This window comes from Vibrio sp. B181a (assembly GCF_030248375.1).
Lineage (GTDB): Bacteria > Pseudomonadota > Gammaproteobacteria > Enterobacterales > Vibrionaceae > Vibrio > Vibrio campbellii.
Genome location: NZ_JAHGAD010000045.1, coordinates 92,599 through 110,365, shown reverse-complemented (window position 1 = coordinate 110,365; position 17,767 = coordinate 92,599). Strand labels below are relative to the sequence as shown.

The window sequence follows — 17,767 nt, the reverse complement described above, 5'->3', positions numbered from 1 at the left end:
CAAAATGAATATACAAAGGATTGTTAAACTCACATCTTTAAACGGAATCACGTTTTACTTTTCCACGCAGCGACTCAGTACCGGCTTGGAACAAAGCTTTGCAACCGCTCGAAGTGCAGAAGCGTTTATTGAGAATTTTCATTTTTCCGATTTAGAGGAGCTCAGTGAAATTGCGTCATGGACAAGCATGAGTGCGACTTTTTCACATGAATACCAGACAAAAACTAAGTCTGAACTTCTTCAAATTATTGCTCAAGGATTACAAGAAAAAATCCTTTTTGCTATTGAGTTACCTAAGACTGCACCAAGCACATTTTATCCATCAGCCAACATACCTTCCCAAGTCATAAACCAACTGGCGAAGGTTGAGCGTAATAACTCGAACGCTACTCACTCAGGCACCAACACTTTCGCAGGTAATGGTAATCCTCAAGAAGAAAGTAGCAAAAGGCATGTAAAAGCAGGCGATCCTGTCTCCATGGTCACAGGGGAAGAAAATCTCTCATTGTCTGATGTCGTACTGCCGAATGGATTGGTTTGGTCACGAACGTATCGCTCATCGTTGTGCGATTCTACTACCACGCTTGGCTTTGGTTGGAGACATATTTTTCAATATGAGCTAACAGACGTATTGGATGAAAAATCTAATATTACGGGGTGGCTGTTCATTGACGAAATGGGGGACACAATCCTATTTCCTAATGTCGCCAAAGGCGGAATTAGTTACCAAACTTATGTAGGTGCGAGTTGTCAGTATCATCACAGCGGTTTTCGATTAGTTACGTTAAGTAATGAAGCTCAAATCAAGTTTTTCTTTAAGAATGAGCAGTGGGTTGCCACTGAAATCCGTCTAGGTCATATGAAAACGGTAAACCTCGAATACTCTCGAAATCACCGTATCACCCATATATGCGTCAACCGACAAAACCAGCTTGAGCTCCAATACAATCATCAAGGCCAACTAATAGAGATTAGAAATCCAAAGACTCAACATTTGCTAGCCAAGTATGATTTCGATGTTGATGGGCGATTGATCGTTGCTCAGAATGAAAATGGTTTAATTGAACAATACCAATACGATTACACAAACCTAATTGTTAAACGAACGAGAGCTAGCGGACTTTCTCACTACTTTACATGGTCTGGGCGAGGGCCTGATGCGCAATGCATAAAAAATTGGGCGGATGAAAGTGTTTATGATTACTCGTTTGAGTTTGATGGGAGCGAATCCAAATACCGAAATTCACTTGGACACTGTTGGCACTATAAACACAATGAACAAGGCAAGCTGCTTGAGAGTGTAAGCCCTGAATCGAGATGTAGAGCATTTGAGTACGACCCACTCGGTAGATTAGTTTGTACTATCAATGCAGATCAGACATACACCCATCATAGCTACAACCCATTTGGTTTGCTCGAGAAACAGACACACTCGTCTGGGGCTACAGAGGGTTTTGAGTACAATGAATTTGGTCAATGCATTAAGCATCAATTTCCTGACGGTGAAATCGAGTTTAAAGAGTTCAATGCACTTGGTCAGCTCGTATGGCATCAACACAGTAATGGGCTTCGAGAACGCGCCGTATTTGATAAATATGGCAGACAAGTAGAAAGGAGTGCAGATACTGGATCTCGTACACAATGGTGGTGGAATGAGTCGCATCAGCTGTTAGCAAAAAAAGTCGATCAAAGCTTGATTCGCTATAGCTATGACGAGCGCGATCGAGTGAACGGAGTCGCTTACCCACATGGCCTTATAAGCGGATTTGAGCGCAACGAAAGCAACTTACTCACACGCCTATACTTCCAAAGCTCAGAAGACGGTACGTCTCGAGAGCATCGCTACCAATATGACGAAGTTGGGCGAGTTAAACAGCTTAATACGCCAAGAGGGACGACCCAAATTGTTTGGGGGAACTTTGCTCAACCAACGGAAATTGTTAAACCAGATCATAGCTCTTTTTCCTTCTCGTACGATGCGGAAAGGAACCTGATATCTATCGAGCGTTCTGACGGTTGCCAATACAAGTTTGCATACACTCCAGATGGCCAGATCAGCCAGACAATTAGCTTCGATCAAGTGCAAACAAACTACACCTATGACCGCGCTGAAAGATTAAGTGAAATCTTGCATTGTAGTGGTCGCATCTCTTTTCAGTATGACGAAGTTGGTCGCATCGCTAGGGTGAAAGCCCATGGTAAAAATAGCGGTGTTGAGAACCATTACCAACACACCTTAGGCGGCAAGTTAATCCGCGCGCACAACCGTTTTTCAAACGTCTCCTATACGTATTTAGGTACAAAATTGGTAAGTGAAGAGCAGGGACGCTTTTCTTTCACCAATCAATACCAAGATAACGGTTTACTTCGCTCTCAACGTTATGACGACGGCACAGAGGTTATATATGAGCATGACCAATTTGGCACGGTATGCGGGTTAACGATTCATTCAAACTGCTCTGAAAGAGAAGATTCAATTAAGTTTGAATACGATGAATTACAACGTTTATCGATAATCACCTGTAGCGCGGGAAAAGAGCGGAGAGAGTTCGATGGAATAGGTCGCTTGAAGCGCCAAACATGGACTGGTTTTGAGCGTAAATACTATTTCAACGCACAGCATTATCTGTCGCTTATCATCGACAGTGAGAAGGGAGCTCAACATTATCAATATGATGAACTCGGCCAATTAGAAAGAGTAAAGACGGAAACTTCTGAAGAGTCATACGTTTATGACAGTTTTGGCAACTTTAATGACGAAGGTGTACAGCGAGAACATGACCGTCTTATTGAATACCATGGCATCAGGTACGACTACGATGAACTAGGAAACAGAACCAGTAGCCAAGGCAATGGACGAGAGCAGTACTGCACTTATGATGCAAAAGGGCAGCTGATTGTTGTCGAAAGCGAAGGGCATTTATGCCAATTTGAATACGATGCGCTAGGTCGAAGAACGAAGAAAATCAGCGAAAATGGGACCACTGAATTTATTTGGCAAGGAAGTCATCTAGTCGGCGAGTATTCTCGTTCAGGTTATCGGTGGTATCTATATCAACCAAACAGTTTTGTTCCGCTTGCTCTTATTGAAAACGGCGAGTGTTATTTTTACCAATGTAATCAAATCGGAACTCCTGAACGTTTGGTGGACTCGAATGGGCAGGTAGTTTGGCAAGCAACATACGATACATTTGGATTTGCGAACGTTGAAATCGAGACGGTTAAAAACAACCTTCGCTTACAGGGGCAATACTTCGATATTGAGACTGGTCTGCACTACAACTTAGCACGTTACTACGACCCTCAAATAGGTCGATTTATCCAACCCGATCCCCTAGGGCTGCTTGGCGGAACAAACCACTATCAATTTGCGCCAAATCCAGTTTCTTGGGTCGACCCCTTAGGTTTGTGTGCAAAAGAAGACACGCCGACAGTTCTTGCCGGACACAATGATAATTCGCCTGAGAGAGCAGTGTATGAAAAATCAGTAACTAATATTGCTGGGCCTACGATTGAGGAGCTCATCGCAGATCCGACATTACAGGGACTTAAACCAGTCAATATCGATCCAATGTCGATGATGGTCGAAGGAATAGAAGATATGATAGATGCTGGTAAAGCGTTTATTAATAATCCTTCGGTTGCAGGTGCAACAAATATAGCCATCTCTGCAATACCCGGTAGATATGCAGAGAAAGTTGTAAAGAAGCCAAAAAGGTTTGCTGACAACTCAAAATTAATAAGCCACTTTGAAAAACATGGGGCTGAATTTGATGCTAAAAGTGCAGATGAGTACTTATCTATGGCTAGAAAAGTTATGCAAGATGGAATTAAAGTGCAGTATCCTTACAAAGGCGAAGTTAGAATAGGGTTTGTTCAATTAATGGGGACTAATAGAAAAGGTCAGGCTAAATTTGCTTTTGTAGGTACGAATGGTCAAGGGCAAATAACAACGCTACATACCAAGAGTGGTAAGGATTTCTGGAAGACTCTAAACAACAACTCCAAAGAGAAAGTTATAAGGCCCGTTGAATAATGATTATATACAACGCAAAAGTTCTTGGATTAAATCCAGAGATTGAAGAAGAAGTTACGATTGAAGTTAATGGTATCGAATTAACCTGTTTTGCAGGAATGTGTCCCTATGAACTGAATATTGGGCAAGAGTATCCCGTTACATTTGAAATGTTGGATTTTGAATTAACAGAGCAGGAAAGTGCAGAAGAAACTAGTACGACAAGGGTCGATAGTACCTATGCTTACAAGCTATTAGGTAGACTAAACGGTGGGACCATAGACGCTGGACTTAAGATTTGCGATGATTTTTTAGAGTCTGATTATGCTTATTTGGATGGTCAGTTTATCTGCCTCTGTGTCGAGCGGCTGGACGTAGAGTTCTTGGATAGATAAACCAAGTGCTTGGGGGCATATTCTTTGCCCCCAAATAATGAGCGGGTTTGTGCAAGTAAATTAGGCAAAAGATATGAGCTCAAATGATTAATCAAAACTCTAGTTCGCTTTGTTATGAATGCTGATAAATTGAAAAAAGTACCTCATCAATCCTATAGCCTAGATGGACTAAAAAATGGTGAGTGTTTGTGTGTGATCAATCGAGATGATTCTTGGCAAGTTGTATACAACAGTCAAGGAAGAATTACGTCTGTAACTGAATGTCAAAATGAAGAAGATGCGTATGAGGAACTATATCGCCAAATCTCAGATGCTTATGGTTGGTAGATTTGAAGAACGCACAATTAGCTCGTTTATACTTTAACTTCAGCATACGCCACAAACCACATGAAAAGCTTACGAACTCAGGATATCCTAGGGGGATAATAAGATAGCGCCATGTAGATGGCAGAAAGTGAATTCGAATGAAGTTTATCCATACCTCAGATTGGCACCTTGGCCGACAGTTTCATAACGTCTCCTTGCTTGACGATCAGCAAGCCGTTCTTGACCAGTTAATCCAATACATTGAAAACAACCCTGTTGATGCGGTGGTTGTTGCTGGTGATATTTATGACCGTTCTGTCCCACCAACCATTGCGATTGAACTACTTAACAAAGTGGTGAAGCGAATCTGTGGTGAGCTAAACACGCCGATGATTCTGATTTCTGGCAACCATGATGGTGCTGAGCGCTTAGGTTTTGGCTCAGAACAGATGAAAAATGCGGGTCTTCACATTATCAGTAACTTCGAAGACATGCTTACCCCTGTTGTTATTGAAACCGAAAGCGCAGGGAGAGTGGCTTTTTATGGCATGCCTTATAACGATCCTGAGCAAGTCCGTTTTGCCTATCAAGAACCCGTTTCGACCCACGATCAAGCGCACAAGCTACTCGCAGAAAAAATCACTGAGCAGTTCCAACCAGAGCAACGCAACGTGTTGGTCAGCCACTGTTTTGTCGATGGTGCCATTGAGTCTGAATCTGAGCGTCCACTTTCGATTGGCGGTTCCGACCGTGTCAGTCACGAGCATTTTCTCAACTTTGACTATGTAGCGTTGGGGCATTTGCACCAGCCACAGAAAAAAGGCGAAGAGTACATTCGTTATTCTGGTTCACTGATGAAATACAGTTTTGGTGAACAAAACCAGAAGAAAGGTTTCACGCTGGTGGAAATTGACCAAAACGGTTTTGTCTCGGCAGAGCATATTGACCTTGCCGCACCTCATGAGATGCGAATCGTTGAAGGCGAACTTGAACAAGTAATAGAGCAGGGCAAAACTGATCCGAAAAACGAAGACTACCTGTTGGTACGTTTGATGGATAAGCACGCGATCTTAAACCCAATGGAAAAGCTACGTACTGTTTACCCAAACGTTTTGCACCTAGAAAAACCGGGCATGTTAATTGGTGTCGAGCAGGAGATGGCGCAAGCGAAGTTGGCGAGAAGTGAGATAGACATGTTCCGAGACTTCTTTTCGGAAGCGCAAGACAGTCAATTATCGCAAGAACAAGATCAAGCAATCAGTGACATCATTAAACAACTTTCCCAGCAGGCTTAGTAAGGACCAAACATGAAACCCATTAAACTGACAATGCAGGCTTTTGGTCCGTTTGCTCAAACAGAAACGATTGAATTCGACAAGCTGGGAACTAACCCTCTGTTTCTTATCAATGGTCCTACTGGTTCGGGTAAAACCTCGATTCTCGATGCGATTTGTTTTGCGCTTTATGGTGAAACAACGGGTAACGAGCGCCAAGGTGTTCAAATGCGTTGCGATATGGCAGCACCAACGTTATTGACCGAAGTGACGCTAGAATTCTCTTTACACGGCAAGTCTTATCGAGTGATTCGCTCACCAGAACAAGAAGCACCAAAGGCGCGTGGTGAGGGCATGACGGTGCGTAAGCATACCGCAGCTTTGTATGAGATTACGGAAGAAGAAAAGCTCATCACCAGCAAAACAACGCAAGTAAAGACAGAAGTGACCAATATTATTGGCTTGAACGAAACTCAGTTCCGCCAAGTGATGGTGCTACCACAAGGTAAGTTCCGAGAGTTGTTACTTGCAACGTCCAAAGAGCGTGAAGAGATATTTGGTCAGCTATTCCAAACGGATATCTACAAGAAGATTGAATATGCGCTGAAAGATAAAGCGAGTGCCATTAGCAAAGCCAAAGACGAGTTTGATAACCAAATTCGAGGCGCACTGCAGGTGGCTGGTGTTTCTTCAGAAGCGGAGTTGACAGAGCAGCGCGAAGCCTTATCTGTTCAATTTGAATCTGTACAAAAGCAAGAGCAAGAATCTCTGGCGCAATTAAATGCGGTAAAAACGGAACTGCAAAAAGCAGAAGCATTGAGCAATGAGTTCAAAAAGCGCGAGCAAGCCGAAATTGCATTGAAGCGACATTTAGAACAGAGCGATGCTGTCTCATCACGTCAATTGCAGTTAGACAATGCGAAGAAGGCAAGCAAGGTTGAGTTGCCTTATGTCACGTTACAAAATGCCTCAAAGCAAACGCAAGAACTTGAGCAAAAGGTGGCTAAGCTTTCTCAAGATCTTACTGTGGCAAATGACGCGGTAAAATCCAAAGAAGGCGCATTGCAAACCGCGAAAGAACAAGCCGCACAATTGCCAAAACTGACAGAGCAGCAATACCAACTTGAAGGCATGAAAGGAAAGTTGGTTGAAAAGTCAGAGCTAGAGAAAGCCATTAACGCAGGTTTGACGCAAAAGTCGGAGTTTGAGGCAACGCTTAAGAAATATATCACTCTGAAAGAGAAGTTAACGCTAGAGGCGCAACAAGGTCAGAAGTCACTGGATCAAGCTCGAGTCGATGTTGCAAGTATTGGCAGTGTAGAGGCTGAGATAAAACAGCAACAACGTTTGATGCAAGACCTACAGAAGCTCATTGGCTTAAACCAAGAGCTAGCGAAATTGGATGCATTGACGCCTAGCAAGCAAGCTTTGGTTGACCAAGCAAAAGCGCGATACGTAGAACTTCAACGCTCAGCAGATACACTTGAATTGAGCTGGCACAATGCTCAAGCTGCTGTATTGGCTCAGCGCTTACGGTCCGGTGAAATGTGTCCAGTGTGCGGTAGTGTAGAACACCCTCAGCCCGCTCAATTTGTTGGCGAAGAGGTAACAAAAGAGCAAGTTCAGCGCGCTCGAAACACAGAGCGAGAAGGGCAAGTTGCGCTTAACCAATTGAGCAATCAATTGGAGCAGCACAATATCGCAGTCGGACAATACAAGCAGCAGATTGAGCAACTATCCGTTGAGCTTGGCCAAAACGCATCAATGGATTTAAGCGCGTTACAAGCGTCTATGCAGCAGCTCAATGAACGTTTACAGCAATTGTCATCGATTAACTTGGATCAGCTGGAACAAAGCGTCAATGAATTAAACCAGCGTTGTGTTACTGGGGAAGGTAAGATCAATGATCTGCAAAACCAGATGGCAGCGAATGAATCGACGATAAAAGTGAACCAAGAGCAACTGGCTAAACTGTCTGCTTCGTTAGATGCCAAGTACTCATCTCTTGAAGTTCTTGAGCAAGACATTGTTACGATTCAAAAACAGATTACGGAGTTGAATACCGCATTCGAGTCTGCACAAAACCATTTACAACAAGCCGTGCTGGCGAAGACCAATATTGAAAGCCAACTGACAACCAATCAACAGTGGTTGAATGAGGCACTAGAGCGTTTGAACACAGCCAAAACTGATTGGGCGCAAGCGTTGCAGGCGAGCGCATTCGAGGATGAAGCACAATTCCTAGCAAGTAAAGTTGATGAAGCTGAGATGCAGGTTTGGCAGCAAGAAATTGATGCGTTCAAACAGACTCAAATCAAGCTAGAACAAACCTTGGCAGACTTGAGTTCAACGTTGAAAGAATTGGCGTTACCTGATTTAGAAGGGCTTAACGTTAAATTAAGCAGTGTTCAGCAAAGTTACGTTGAAGCGCGCAGTCAGCTTGATAGCACGCGCTCTTTGTTTGAACGTCTAGAGAAAGTCCGTAATGACATCGCGACGTTACATGACAAGAACACCAAGTTAGAAGACGAATACAAAGTGTTTGGCACCTTGTATGACGTTGCAAGCGGTAAAACGGGTAGCCGTATCAGTTTGCACAGATTTGTCCTTGGTGTGTTATTAGACGACGTGTTGATTCAAGCGTCACAGCGTTTAAGCCTGATGAGCAAAGGCCGTTATATCTTGGCTCGTAAAACTGAAGGCTTCAAAGGTGCGGCAGGGCGAGGCTTGGATTTGGAAGTAGAGGACAGCTACACAGGTAAAACGCGCGATGTTGCGACGTTATCAGGTGGTGAATCTTTCATGGCAGCGTTGGCATTAGCGCTCGGTCTATCTGATGTTGTGCAGTCTTATAGTGGTGGTATTCGTTTAGATACACTGTTTATTGATGAAGGTTTTGGCAGCTTAGATCCGGAATCTTTGGATCTTGCGATTCAAACCTTGGTCGACTTACAACAAACGGGTCGGATGATTGGCGTGATTTCTCACGTATCCGAGCTGAAAGAGCAAATGGCGCAGCGCATTGATGTTGAACCGTCGCGACTTGGTTCTACAGTTTCTGTGAAGTCTCAGATGGCATTTGATTCTTAATGGGTAACGGTAGGTAAACATTGATAAACAAAAAGCCCCGCTAGATTACGGTGTAAAATAGCGGGGCTTTTTGGTTCTCAGTCTCGAAGCATTTATTGTTCGCAGAAGCGACCTTCTTTAGGTGATTGCGTAATCGCATACTCACCATCAAGGTTGCGGTAAACAACCGTGTTCCAAACTGAGCCGTCATTCAATTCAAACTCTATCGCGTAGTTCACGCCACTAACAACCTGTGCATGAACGGACAAGATCTGTTTAAACGAAGCGAGAGTTTCCATTTTCTTTAGGACAAAGGCCATAGCCTTTTGAGCGTCTGGGGTGGCGTCAAATTCATTCCACCCACCTGGCATATTTCCTTGTGTATTACATACATCTGCCGAGGTTGTTGGTTGTGCCGCTTCATCTTGAGTATTTTGCTGACATCCAGCAAGAAGAATCAAGATAGCGCAAGCTGACACGGTTTTTAATTTCATAAAATTAACCTCTGTTTGCAAGCACGTATTATAAAGCTCGGTGTTAAAGCACAATGTCTACGTTGTGCAAACTTTTGATATGCAGAGGGTTAAATCCTGATGAAATCGTTGCGAGCGAGCTCCAAAAAAAGAAGATTGGTTAAGTTTTTGTGGGATTTTGATAGAACGTCACGCTTAATTGCGAGCGCAGCTATACGGTTCATTTCGCGTCGTGAATTAAGATCACAATTATAAAATAGACATTAAAAACATAACTTTGTAAGTGTATCTGTTTTCTTAGCCCAGCCATATAATCCAAACGAAATTCATTAAGTGCCAATACAAAGTACTGAATGATTGTTGTGATGAAACAAAATGGATGAGAGGTAACACGATGAAGCAAAAAGCGCTATATCTAGCAGTAGCAATGGGTTTGAGTGGTCTTGCGAACGTCGCATCCGCTAATGAGATGGTAAATCCTGATGGTGGTGTCGTAGTGGGTTACTGGCATAACTGGTGCGATGGTGCTGGTTACAAGGGAGGTAATGCACCGTGTGTAACATTGGATGAAGTTGATCCTATGTACAATGTGGTTAACGTCTCCTTTATGAAGGTATTCAATACCAGTGAAGGTCGTATTCCAACCTTTAAGCTCGATCCAAATATCGGCCTTTCAGAACAACAATTTATTGACCAAATTGAAGCTCTCAACCAACAAGGGCGTGCCGTTCTCATCGCTCTTGGTGGTGCAGATGCGCACGTTGAACTTAAAACTGGTGACGAACAAGCGTTCGCACAAGAGATTATTCGTTTAACGGATAGATTCGGTTTTGATGGTCTAGATATCGATCTAGAGCAGTCAGCAGTAACGGCAGAGAACAACCAAACCGTAATTCCAGCTGCACTTCGCCTTGTAAAAGAGCATTATCAACAACAAGGTAAGAACTTCCTAATTACGATGGCGCCTGAATTCCCTTATCTAACAGAAGGTGGCAAGTATGTTCCTTACATTACTGGTTTAGAAGGGTACTACGATTGGATCAACCCTCAGTTTTACAACCAAGGTGGTGACGGTATTTGGGTTGATGGCGTGGGTTGGATCGCGCAAAACAATGATGAGTTAAAACAAGAGTTTATTTACTACATTTCGGACGCTCTATCGAACGGTACACGCGGTTTCCACAAAATCCCGCATGACAAACTGGTGTTTGGTATCCCATCTAACATTGATGCTGCTGCAACGGGCTTTGTTCAAAACCCTCAAGACCTTTACGACGCGTTTGATCAACTTAAAGCGCAAGGGCAGGCACTTCGTGGCGTAATGACATGGTCGGTGAACTGGGATATGGGCACCGATAAAAATGGCCAAGCGTACGGTGAAAAATTCGTGAGGGATTACGGTCCGTTTATCCACGGGCAGACTCCACCACCAAGTGAAGGTGAACCAGTGTTTAGTGGCCTCAACGATGTTCGTGTGCATCACGGTAGTTCATTTGACCCGTATGCAGGTGTTACTGCGTCTGATAAAGAAGATGGAGACCTAACCAACAGCATCACTGTCGAAGGTTCAGTTGATGTAAACACCGTTGGCACTTATGTTTTGGTTTACAGTGTAAAAGACAGCGACAACAATGAAACTAAGCAAAGTAGAACGGTTGTTGTTTACAGCCTAGTGCCTGAGTTTGAAGGTGTCGCAGATACGACCATCCAGCTTGGTGACGCTTTTGACCCAATGGCAGGTGTAAAAGCGACGGATGCCGAAGACGGTGATTTGACTGATCAAGTGCGTGTAGAAGGCAGCGTAGATGTGAACGTACTAGGTGTCTACGACTTGGTTTACCGCGTAACGGACAGTGCTAATCAAACTACGACTGCGCAACGCTCTGTGATTGTTTCTGATGGCAGCAGTTACCCTCCGTATGAATCAGGAAAAACGTATGAAGAAGGTGACATTGTCACAGGTTCAGATGGCAACTTGTATCAATGTAAACCATGGCCATACACGGGCTGGTGTTCAAACCCTTCTTATGCGCCAGGTGAAACCGTTTACTGGTCAGACGCTTGGGATAAGTTGTAATTAGCCCATTAGTTGTTGCAAGCCTCCTTAATTGGAGGCTTTTTTATGCGCGTAACTTCACATCTAATTGAATCTACACTAGAACTTTAAAGCGTAATCATTAGTATCTCGCCTCCGCATTTTCCCAACTTTCCTATAGTTGGCGTGCGTTGCTCTTTGTCAATTTGGTACGGTCACCTAGGAGGATTTAATGAAAAGGATCAATGTAGTAGGCAGCAGTGGAAGCGGTAAATCGACGTTTTCAAAGCAGCTCGCAATGAAATTAGGTGTCACGTACATAGAAATGGACAGGTTGTTCTGGCTTCCCGATTGGAAAGAACTCGATGATGAGACGTTCTTCTATAAAGTCGTGGACGTGACTCAACAAGACGCTTGGGTACTCGACGGGAACTACAGCAGAACACAACCGTACAAATGGCAAAGGGTCGATACCATCATCTGGCTCGATTATTCACGTTCTATCACCACTTATCGCTCCGCAACTCGTGCTATCAAAAGGGCATGGACTCAAGAAGAGTTCTGGGAAGGAACTGGAAATAGAGAAAGTTTTAGAAAAGCGTTTTTGAGTAAGGATTCGATTATTTGGTGGTCGGTTAAGAATTACCGAAAGAATCGGAAGCGTTATTTAAAACTGAAGGAGGATTTAAAAGGTTCGCCTATCGAGTTCATCCACATCACTTCGCCCAAAATGGCAGAAGATTTTTTGCTTTCTCAAGATTTTATAAATAAATAGCTAACTTATTTAAGTGACTTTTCTGTCACAGATCGCAGCTGTGCGAATTCTGACATTCCGACTCCTTAAGATGATGAATACTAACGAAGTTCCCGTCGTATTCATTGTGGAGGTATTATGATCGGTTACGAGGAAATGGCGATATCCGGCTACCTAGGTTGGTTACTCGCTGTTTTGTTGGTTTATCCCTTTGCCTATGTTGGTATTCATATCGGTGTATTCGATATAAAAGTTCGTACCAAAGTCAGCCGTTGTTTCAATCGTATAGTATTAGCTTTGATTGCATTTCTACTGATTATGCATATGCAAACTGAAGTGGTTTACGGCAAGTACTTTCTTGGTCTTTGGGAAGCACAACAGTAACTCTGATCGCATTAATTCCCATCGCCTTGTGCTAAGTTGTCGAAATTGAACTAAAAATCGACAACTTAGCATGAAGCCATACGACATATATTTTCTTCATACTTCACCCGTACACATTCCACCTTTCTCCGAACTGTTGACAGAGCTCGCACCTGATTTAAAAGTCGCACACTTTGCCGATGCTGGCTTGTTAGAGCGTTTGGTTGCTGGGGAGGACGAATCTAAGGTGAAGCAATCAGTACAAGACAAAGTAAGCGAGCTTTCTGAGCAAGCAAACTTGGTGGTTTGTACCTGTTCTTCAATTGGTCGCTTTGCTGAATCGCTTACGGAGCAGGGCGTTAACGTTCAGCGTATCGACCGCGCGATGGGTGACCAAGCTGTAATTCATGAGCGAGTGTTGTTACTCGCGGCATTATCGACAACCATTGAACCTAGCTTGGCGTTACTTGAGACAAGTGAGGGCAATTGTATCCGTCAGCTAGATACGTTTGTGGTTGAAGGTGCTTGGGAGCGTTTTCTCGACCAAGATAACCAAGGTTATTACGACAAGATCAAAGCGGTAATAGAGCAAAAGGCTAGTGATTATGACGTAATCGTATTGGCACAAGCTTCGATGTCAGGTGCGGCATCATTAGTTGATGTCGATATACCAGTATTAAGCAGCCCACGTTTAGGCGTAAAAAGGGCGATTGAAACCTTAAGGACATTCCATGCAAATATCTAGTTGGATTCAGCTTTGCTTACGCGAGCTTGAAGGTACGCCCATAAAAGAACATTCCGATATCGACGCGTCTTTTGCGGAGTCTGAACGTTTCTCAAAATGGAAGGCAAGCAAAAGAGAAGTACGCTTGGAAGAAGTCAGTGATCGTTGCTGGATCAAGAGCTGCACAGGTGGCTACATCACAGAGGTGCACTTACATGCGGATGGTTCACTCGATGAATACACCTTGTTTGGACGCCTTCATACCAAAGGGCATTGGGAGCTAGAGGCTGGCGTACTTCATATCACGATCTACAAAGGCGAAAACACTTATGAACTTTCTGTTGTAGGAAACCGTGAACCTTCCATCCACTCTGCGATTGAATACAAAAATGGAGAAGTGCACTCCTATCTAAAACTGACTCCAATTTCTCAATAGCAATTTAACAAGGACGAGTACCACAATATGGATATTGTATTTGTAAGGCATGGCGTGCCAGATTTTACGTTAGCGGATGAGCGGCAGATGACTCAACTTGAGAAGGATTATGCGCCGCTTTGCCAAGAGCATTTGCCCGTGCTGCAAGAAAAACTCAATCATCCAGTCTTCAATGATGCTGAAATCATCATAAGCTCACCTTATACGCGTACTCTTCAAACTGCAGAAATTCTCAATCGTCATCGCGGTTTGCCTTTGTTTGTTGAGCATGACTTGAGAGAGTGGCGTGCTGACAAAGAAGGCGGCTACATTACCTTGAATGAGAGAGACCGACGCTGGCACGAATATCGAGAGCTTTTAAATGCAGGTATTCCAATGACTGACTCCCGCTATGAACATGTTGACGAGCTAAAAACACGAGCGGAGTTAGTACTGGAGCGTTACCGTCAATATCGAAAGGTTGTTGTCGTGAGCCACTTTAATGTGTTTGAAGCACTACAAGGTTTCCAAGACGTAGGACTGTCCTGTGGAGAATTTCGATACATTAATTTCTGATCGATTTCTTATCTTCTATAGTAAAATCAGACACTAAATTAATTTCAGGTTGCTGTATGAAATCTCTTAAAACACTTTTACTTTTGTCCCTTGCAACGTTGTTTGGCTGTACGTCTAAACCAGACGGCGTGGAGCCGGTCAACAACTTTGAACTTCAACCATACCTAGGTAAGTGGTATGAAATTGCGCGTCTTGATCACTCTTTTGAGCGCGGTTTATCAAATGTGACGGCTGAATACGAGCTTCGTGAGGATGGTGGCGTAACGGTTATCAACCGAGGTTATTCAGAAGAAGATAAAGAATGGACGCAAGCAGACGGCAAAGCGTACTTCGTCGATGGTGAAAACACAGGGCATTTAAAAGTGTCTTTCTTCGGTCCGTTTTATTCGTCTTACATCGTATTTGAGCTAGGTGAGAACTACGACTACGCGTTTATCTCTGGTTTCAATCACGACTACCTATGGCTACTGTCACGCACACCAACCGTCGATAAAGCAACGATCGAGCGCTTCAAAAAAGTAGCACAAGAGAAAGGCTTCGCGTTGGACGAATTGATTCTTGTAGACCAAACCAAGTAATAGTCACAGCGACAAATGAAACATGCCCCACAAAAAGTAGGGCATGCATTTTACTTAGTCCGGGATTACTTAATCAGTCGAACAACCAAAGAACCTGGCGCTCGGATCGATTCAATGTTGTGGCTCAGTACCGTGCCTTCTGTTGGCGCCGTGTAACGCTGAATCTCATCACCAAAGCTGTCGTATTGAATCGCAACCAATTGACCTTGTTCTACCTTATCCATCATCTTCACTTGTGGCAGTACAAAGCCACCCAATTCAGCGCGAATGCTGATGATGTCTTTGCCTTCTAGGCAAGGCGTGATCTCTGCAACTTCACCAGTCACTACGTCATGACGAGCGAGGATATTGAAGATGCCAGTCACGGTACGGTCGATCAGCTCTTGTTCTGTGTAACGACCCATGCCCACCTCGATGGTGATGCTTGGAATGCCGCTGTTGTTCCAGACGGTTTCAAGTACACCTGCGTCACCCGGATCGTTAAGAATCACGTCAGGGTTAATGAGGCGAGCCATTTCCAAAGATTGCTCAATACGGAAGTCGGCAAATACGTACAGTGGGTAAGCGGCACCAGTGGTTTGAGTGTGTAAATCAATCGCCAGTTCTGCGTTCGGCTTAAGAAGGTTATTCCACAAAGCAAATAGGAAGCGGTTTGCTTCGTTGCCGTTTGCATCGCCAGGGAAGAAACGGTTTAAGTTTGCAGGAGATGCATCAGGATCCGCAGAGAAGAAGTCACGGCTGTGGTTCAGCATACCAGTTAGGTTGATGGTCGGAACGACAGTTACAGAACCTGCGATGTCTTTACCAATCAGTTCCCGAGCGGTCTTTTGCGCTGCTAAAACGCCGTTGTATTCGTCACCATGAACACCTGCTGTGATCATGATTTTCTTACCTGGTTTTTCGCCTTTGAAAACCAACACAGGCAAATGTTGCCATTGAGATAGGGCGTTGGTTGCGATACGGAACCAAAACTTGTGCTCGCCTGCAGGCAAGTCTGTTACGTCAAGAGATTGAATGACTTGATGACCTTGAATTACGTCATCCAGAAATTGTGTTGCCATTAAAGTTGTCACTCCAAAACATCTTACTTCGATGCTTGTTTGCCATACGGCTTGAATTAAAAAAGGCGAGAACTTGTCTCGCCTTATTCTTTATACCCAAACTCCGCTTTCGCGTTTAAGTTGCTTGGGGATATTGGTAATCAGTTTACGCAAAACCCATCACGTGAGCTGCGACGACGACAATGCTCGATAGGGTAAAGAGTAATAGCATAAAGCGCCAGCAGAATTTCGCCCAGTCACCCCAGTCGATACGACATACACCCAGTGTTGCCATTAGAGACGCTGAAGTTGGAACGATAACGTTAGTGAAACCGTCACCAAGTTGGAACGCTAGAACCGCTACCTGACGTGTAACGCCGGCGATGTCTGCAAGAGGAGACAATAGAGGCATTGTCAGCGCTGCTTGACCAGAACCTGAAGTCACGAAGAAGTTGAAGATAGATTGGAAAACATACATCAACCAAGCCGCAGCAACATCAGGAAGACCGCTGATCACGCCACCAGCGCTGTTCAGAATCGAGTTCAACACGCTCGCTTCATCGGTAGTACCGCCACCTAGGATAAGCAATACGCCTTTCGCACAACCAACCAATAGAGCAGGTGCAAGCATGATCGCTGCACCTTCTTTAAATGCATCAGCCGCGCAGTTTAGCGTCATGCCGTTTAGACGGAAGATCGTACCGATGATCGCAACGACAAAGCCCATTGTGAAGAATTGAGACGCGATTTCTGGGATGTACCATGCGTTAGCCACTACGCCCCAAACGACCCATACTGTAGTTGCGATTACCGTAAGGATTACTAGGGTATCACCTAGGTTCCAACGAGAGTCGTGATCACCAAGTTCTTGCTGACGGAAGTATTTGTCAGTGCGGCGGCTGTAAGAAAGCTCAGGGTTTGCTTTGATACGCGCAGCATAGATCATAGTGAAAGCTATACCAATCGCGGTAAACGCAGCCCAAAGGCCCATACGCACAGTCATACCAGACAGAACCGGAATACCAGCAATACCTTGCGCGATCGCTACCGAGAATGGGTTCATCCAAGACGTCGCAAAACCAATCTGAGTCGCAACGTAGGTCACCATTACTGTAGTGATACCATCGTAGCCAAGGCGAACCATTAGTGGCGCGATAATAATCGCAAATGCAACGGCTTCTTCACCCATACCAAATACTGCGCCGCCCAAAGAGAACAGCAAGAACAGAACTGGAATGAATAGCGCCTCGTTACCTTTGGTCTTATCGATAAGGCGAAGGATACCGTTGTCGATTGTGCCTGTGCGCATTACCACACCAAATGCACCACCGATAACTAGCATGAACATGATAACGCCAATCGCGCTGCCCCATTTAGAACCTGAAACCAGGCCTTCGAATGGGAAGTTCATTAGGCCAATGCCCCCGCCTGACGCGAAAAGTCCAACCTTGTTGTAAACCAATTCACCGTTTTCGTCGGTTGCATAAGAGAAAGAAGATGGATCGATAACTGTGCGAGTTTTTTCTGCACCGTCGACCATGTACTTCACCTGTTGGCTATCGAAATGACCAGCAGGAATTAAGTAGGTAAGAATCGCAGCAAGAATACCAACAATGAAGATCAAAATGAGGGTATCAGGCATCTGCCATGATTTTGGGGTTGCCGCCGATTCCGATGGCTGAGCGTGTGTGTGAGACATAACCTATTTCACGTCGAATAATAGAAAGCATGAAATATCGATAAAATAGAA

General features: G+C 44.3%; 14 protein-coding genes. 11 read left to right on the top strand and 3 right to left on the bottom strand.

The window, feature by feature from the left end:
• Positions 1–4: 4 nt before the first annotated feature.
• The 4 genes from KIO97_RS19570 to KIO97_RS19555 all read left to right on the top strand — a co-directional run bounded on the left by KIO97_RS19570 (position 5) and on the right by KIO97_RS19555 (position 9,080).
• On the top strand, positions 5–4,036 hold the full coding sequence (locus KIO97_RS19570; protein ID WP_285383735.1) for an RHS repeat-associated core domain-containing protein: 4,032 nt from the start codon (positions 5–7) through the stop codon (positions 4,034–4,036).
• On the top strand, positions 4,036–4,410 hold the full coding sequence (locus tag KIO97_RS19565; protein ID WP_285383734.1) for a hypothetical protein: 375 nt from the start codon (positions 4,036–4,038) through the stop codon (positions 4,408–4,410). The genes KIO97_RS19570 and KIO97_RS19565 overlap by 1 nt, the downstream gene beginning before the upstream one ends.
• Positions 4,411–4,874: 464 nt before the next feature.
• Positions 4,875–6,011 carry an exonuclease SbcCD subunit D gene (locus KIO97_RS19560; RefSeq protein ID WP_285383733.1) on the top strand — a complete coding sequence of 379 codons (1,137 nt, stop codon included), beginning with the start codon at positions 4,875–4,877 and terminating at the stop codon, positions 6,009–6,011.
• Between the two features lie 12 nt (positions 6,012–6,023).
• Positions 6,024–9,080, top strand: coding sequence for an SMC family ATPase (locus tag KIO97_RS19555; protein WP_285383732.1), 3,057 nt, complete (start codon positions 6,024–6,026; stop codon positions 9,078–9,080).
• Between the two features lie 92 nt (positions 9,081–9,172).
• On the opposite strand, the gene KIO97_RS19550 is transcribed toward KIO97_RS19555, so the two are convergent.
• Positions 9,173–9,553: a cystatin domain-containing protein gene (locus KIO97_RS19550; protein ID WP_038891246.1), complete on the bottom strand. Its 381-nt coding sequence runs from the start codon at positions 9,551–9,553 to the stop codon at positions 9,173–9,175.
• A gap of 373 nt (positions 9,554–9,926) precedes the next feature.
• Between KIO97_RS19550 and KIO97_RS19545 the strand changes: the two genes are divergently transcribed.
• The 7 genes from KIO97_RS19545 to KIO97_RS19515 all read left to right on the top strand — a co-directional run bounded on the left by KIO97_RS19545 (position 9,927) and on the right by KIO97_RS19515 (position 14,977).
• Positions 9,927–11,609, top strand: a complete 1,683-nt coding sequence (locus KIO97_RS19545) for an immunoglobulin-like domain-containing protein (RefSeq protein WP_285383731.1) — start codon at positions 9,927–9,929, stop codon at positions 11,607–11,609.
• Between the two features lie 190 nt (positions 11,610–11,799).
• Complete coding sequence (locus KIO97_RS19540; protein ID WP_045367932.1) at positions 11,800–12,342, top strand: (d)CMP kinase; 543 nt, start codon at positions 11,800–11,802, stop codon at positions 12,340–12,342.
• A 117-nt stretch (positions 12,343–12,459) separates the two neighbouring features.
• On the top strand, positions 12,460–12,705 hold the full coding sequence (locus tag KIO97_RS19535) for a hypothetical protein (RefSeq protein WP_045401237.1): 246 nt from the start codon (positions 12,460–12,462) through the stop codon (positions 12,703–12,705).
• A 70-nt stretch (positions 12,706–12,775) separates the two neighbouring features.
• On the top strand, positions 12,776–13,429 hold the full coding sequence (locus tag KIO97_RS19530) for an amino-acid racemase (protein ID WP_285383730.1): 654 nt from the start codon (positions 12,776–12,778) through the stop codon (positions 13,427–13,429).
• Positions 13,416–13,844, top strand: coding sequence for a hypothetical protein (locus tag KIO97_RS19525; protein ID WP_012129279.1), 429 nt, complete (start codon positions 13,416–13,418; stop codon positions 13,842–13,844). The genes KIO97_RS19530 and KIO97_RS19525 overlap by 14 nt, the downstream gene beginning before the upstream one ends.
• 27 nt (positions 13,845–13,871) lie before the next feature.
• A complete protein-coding gene (locus KIO97_RS19520) occupies positions 13,872–14,399 on the top strand; it encodes a histidine phosphatase family protein (protein ID WP_285383729.1) in 528 nt (175 codons plus the stop codon).
• 56 nt (positions 14,400–14,455) lie between these two features.
• A complete protein-coding gene (locus KIO97_RS19515) occupies positions 14,456–14,977 on the top strand; it encodes a lipocalin family protein (protein ID WP_010644236.1) in 522 nt (173 codons plus the stop codon).
• A 65-nt stretch (positions 14,978–15,042) separates the two neighbouring features.
• Here KIO97_RS19515 and KIO97_RS19510 read toward each other — a convergent pair whose 3' ends face one another.
• Together KIO97_RS19510 and yfcC are read right to left on the bottom strand one after the other, a co-directional pair.
• Positions 15,043–16,038 carry a succinylglutamate desuccinylase/aspartoacylase family protein gene (locus KIO97_RS19510; RefSeq protein ID WP_077201676.1) on the bottom strand — a complete coding sequence of 332 codons (996 nt, stop codon included), beginning with the start codon at positions 16,036–16,038 and terminating at the stop codon, positions 15,043–15,045.
• A 145-nt stretch (positions 16,039–16,183) separates the two neighbouring features.
• Entirely contained in the window at positions 16,184–17,716 is a 1,533-nt protein-coding gene (gene yfcC / locus KIO97_RS19505; protein ID WP_285383728.1) for a putative basic amino acid antiporter YfcC, read from the bottom strand.
• Between the last annotated feature and the right edge of the window lie 51 nt (positions 17,717–17,767).

Coding starts and splice junctions, on each gene's coding strand:
- KIO97_RS19540 (WP_045367932.1), top strand. CDS start 11,800: ATGAAAAGGATCAATGTAGTAGGCAGCAGTGGAAGCGGTAAATCGACG.
- yfcC (WP_285383728.1), bottom strand. CDS start 17,716: ATGTCTCACACACACGCTCAGCCATCGGAATCGGCGGCAACCCCAAAA.
- KIO97_RS19570 (WP_285383735.1), top strand. CDS start 5: ATGAATATACAAAGGATTGTTAAACTCACATCTTTAAACGGAATCACG.
- KIO97_RS19555 (WP_285383732.1), top strand. CDS start 6,024: ATGAAACCCATTAAACTGACAATGCAGGCTTTTGGTCCGTTTGCTCAA.
- KIO97_RS19515 (WP_010644236.1), top strand. CDS start 14,456: ATGAAATCTCTTAAAACACTTTTACTTTTGTCCCTTGCAACGTTGTTT.
- KIO97_RS19550 (WP_038891246.1), bottom strand. CDS start 9,553: ATGAAATTAAAAACCGTGTCAGCTTGCGCTATCTTGATTCTTCTTGCT.
- KIO97_RS19530 (WP_285383730.1), top strand. CDS start 12,776: ATGAAGCCATACGACATATATTTTCTTCATACTTCACCCGTACACATT.
- KIO97_RS19525 (WP_012129279.1), top strand. CDS start 13,416: ATGCAAATATCTAGTTGGATTCAGCTTTGCTTACGCGAGCTTGAAGGT.
- KIO97_RS19565 (WP_285383734.1), top strand. CDS start 4,036: ATGATTATATACAACGCAAAAGTTCTTGGATTAAATCCAGAGATTGAA.
- KIO97_RS19510 (WP_077201676.1), bottom strand. CDS start 16,038: ATGGCAACACAATTTCTGGATGACGTAATTCAAGGTCATCAAGTCATT.
- KIO97_RS19560 (WP_285383733.1), top strand. CDS start 4,875: ATGAAGTTTATCCATACCTCAGATTGGCACCTTGGCCGACAGTTTCAT.
- KIO97_RS19520 (WP_285383729.1), top strand. CDS start 13,872: ATGGATATTGTATTTGTAAGGCATGGCGTGCCAGATTTTACGTTAGCG.
- KIO97_RS19545 (WP_285383731.1), top strand. CDS start 9,927: ATGAAGCAAAAAGCGCTATATCTAGCAGTAGCAATGGGTTTGAGTGGT.
- KIO97_RS19535 (WP_045401237.1), top strand. CDS start 12,460: ATGATCGGTTACGAGGAAATGGCGATATCCGGCTACCTAGGTTGGTTA.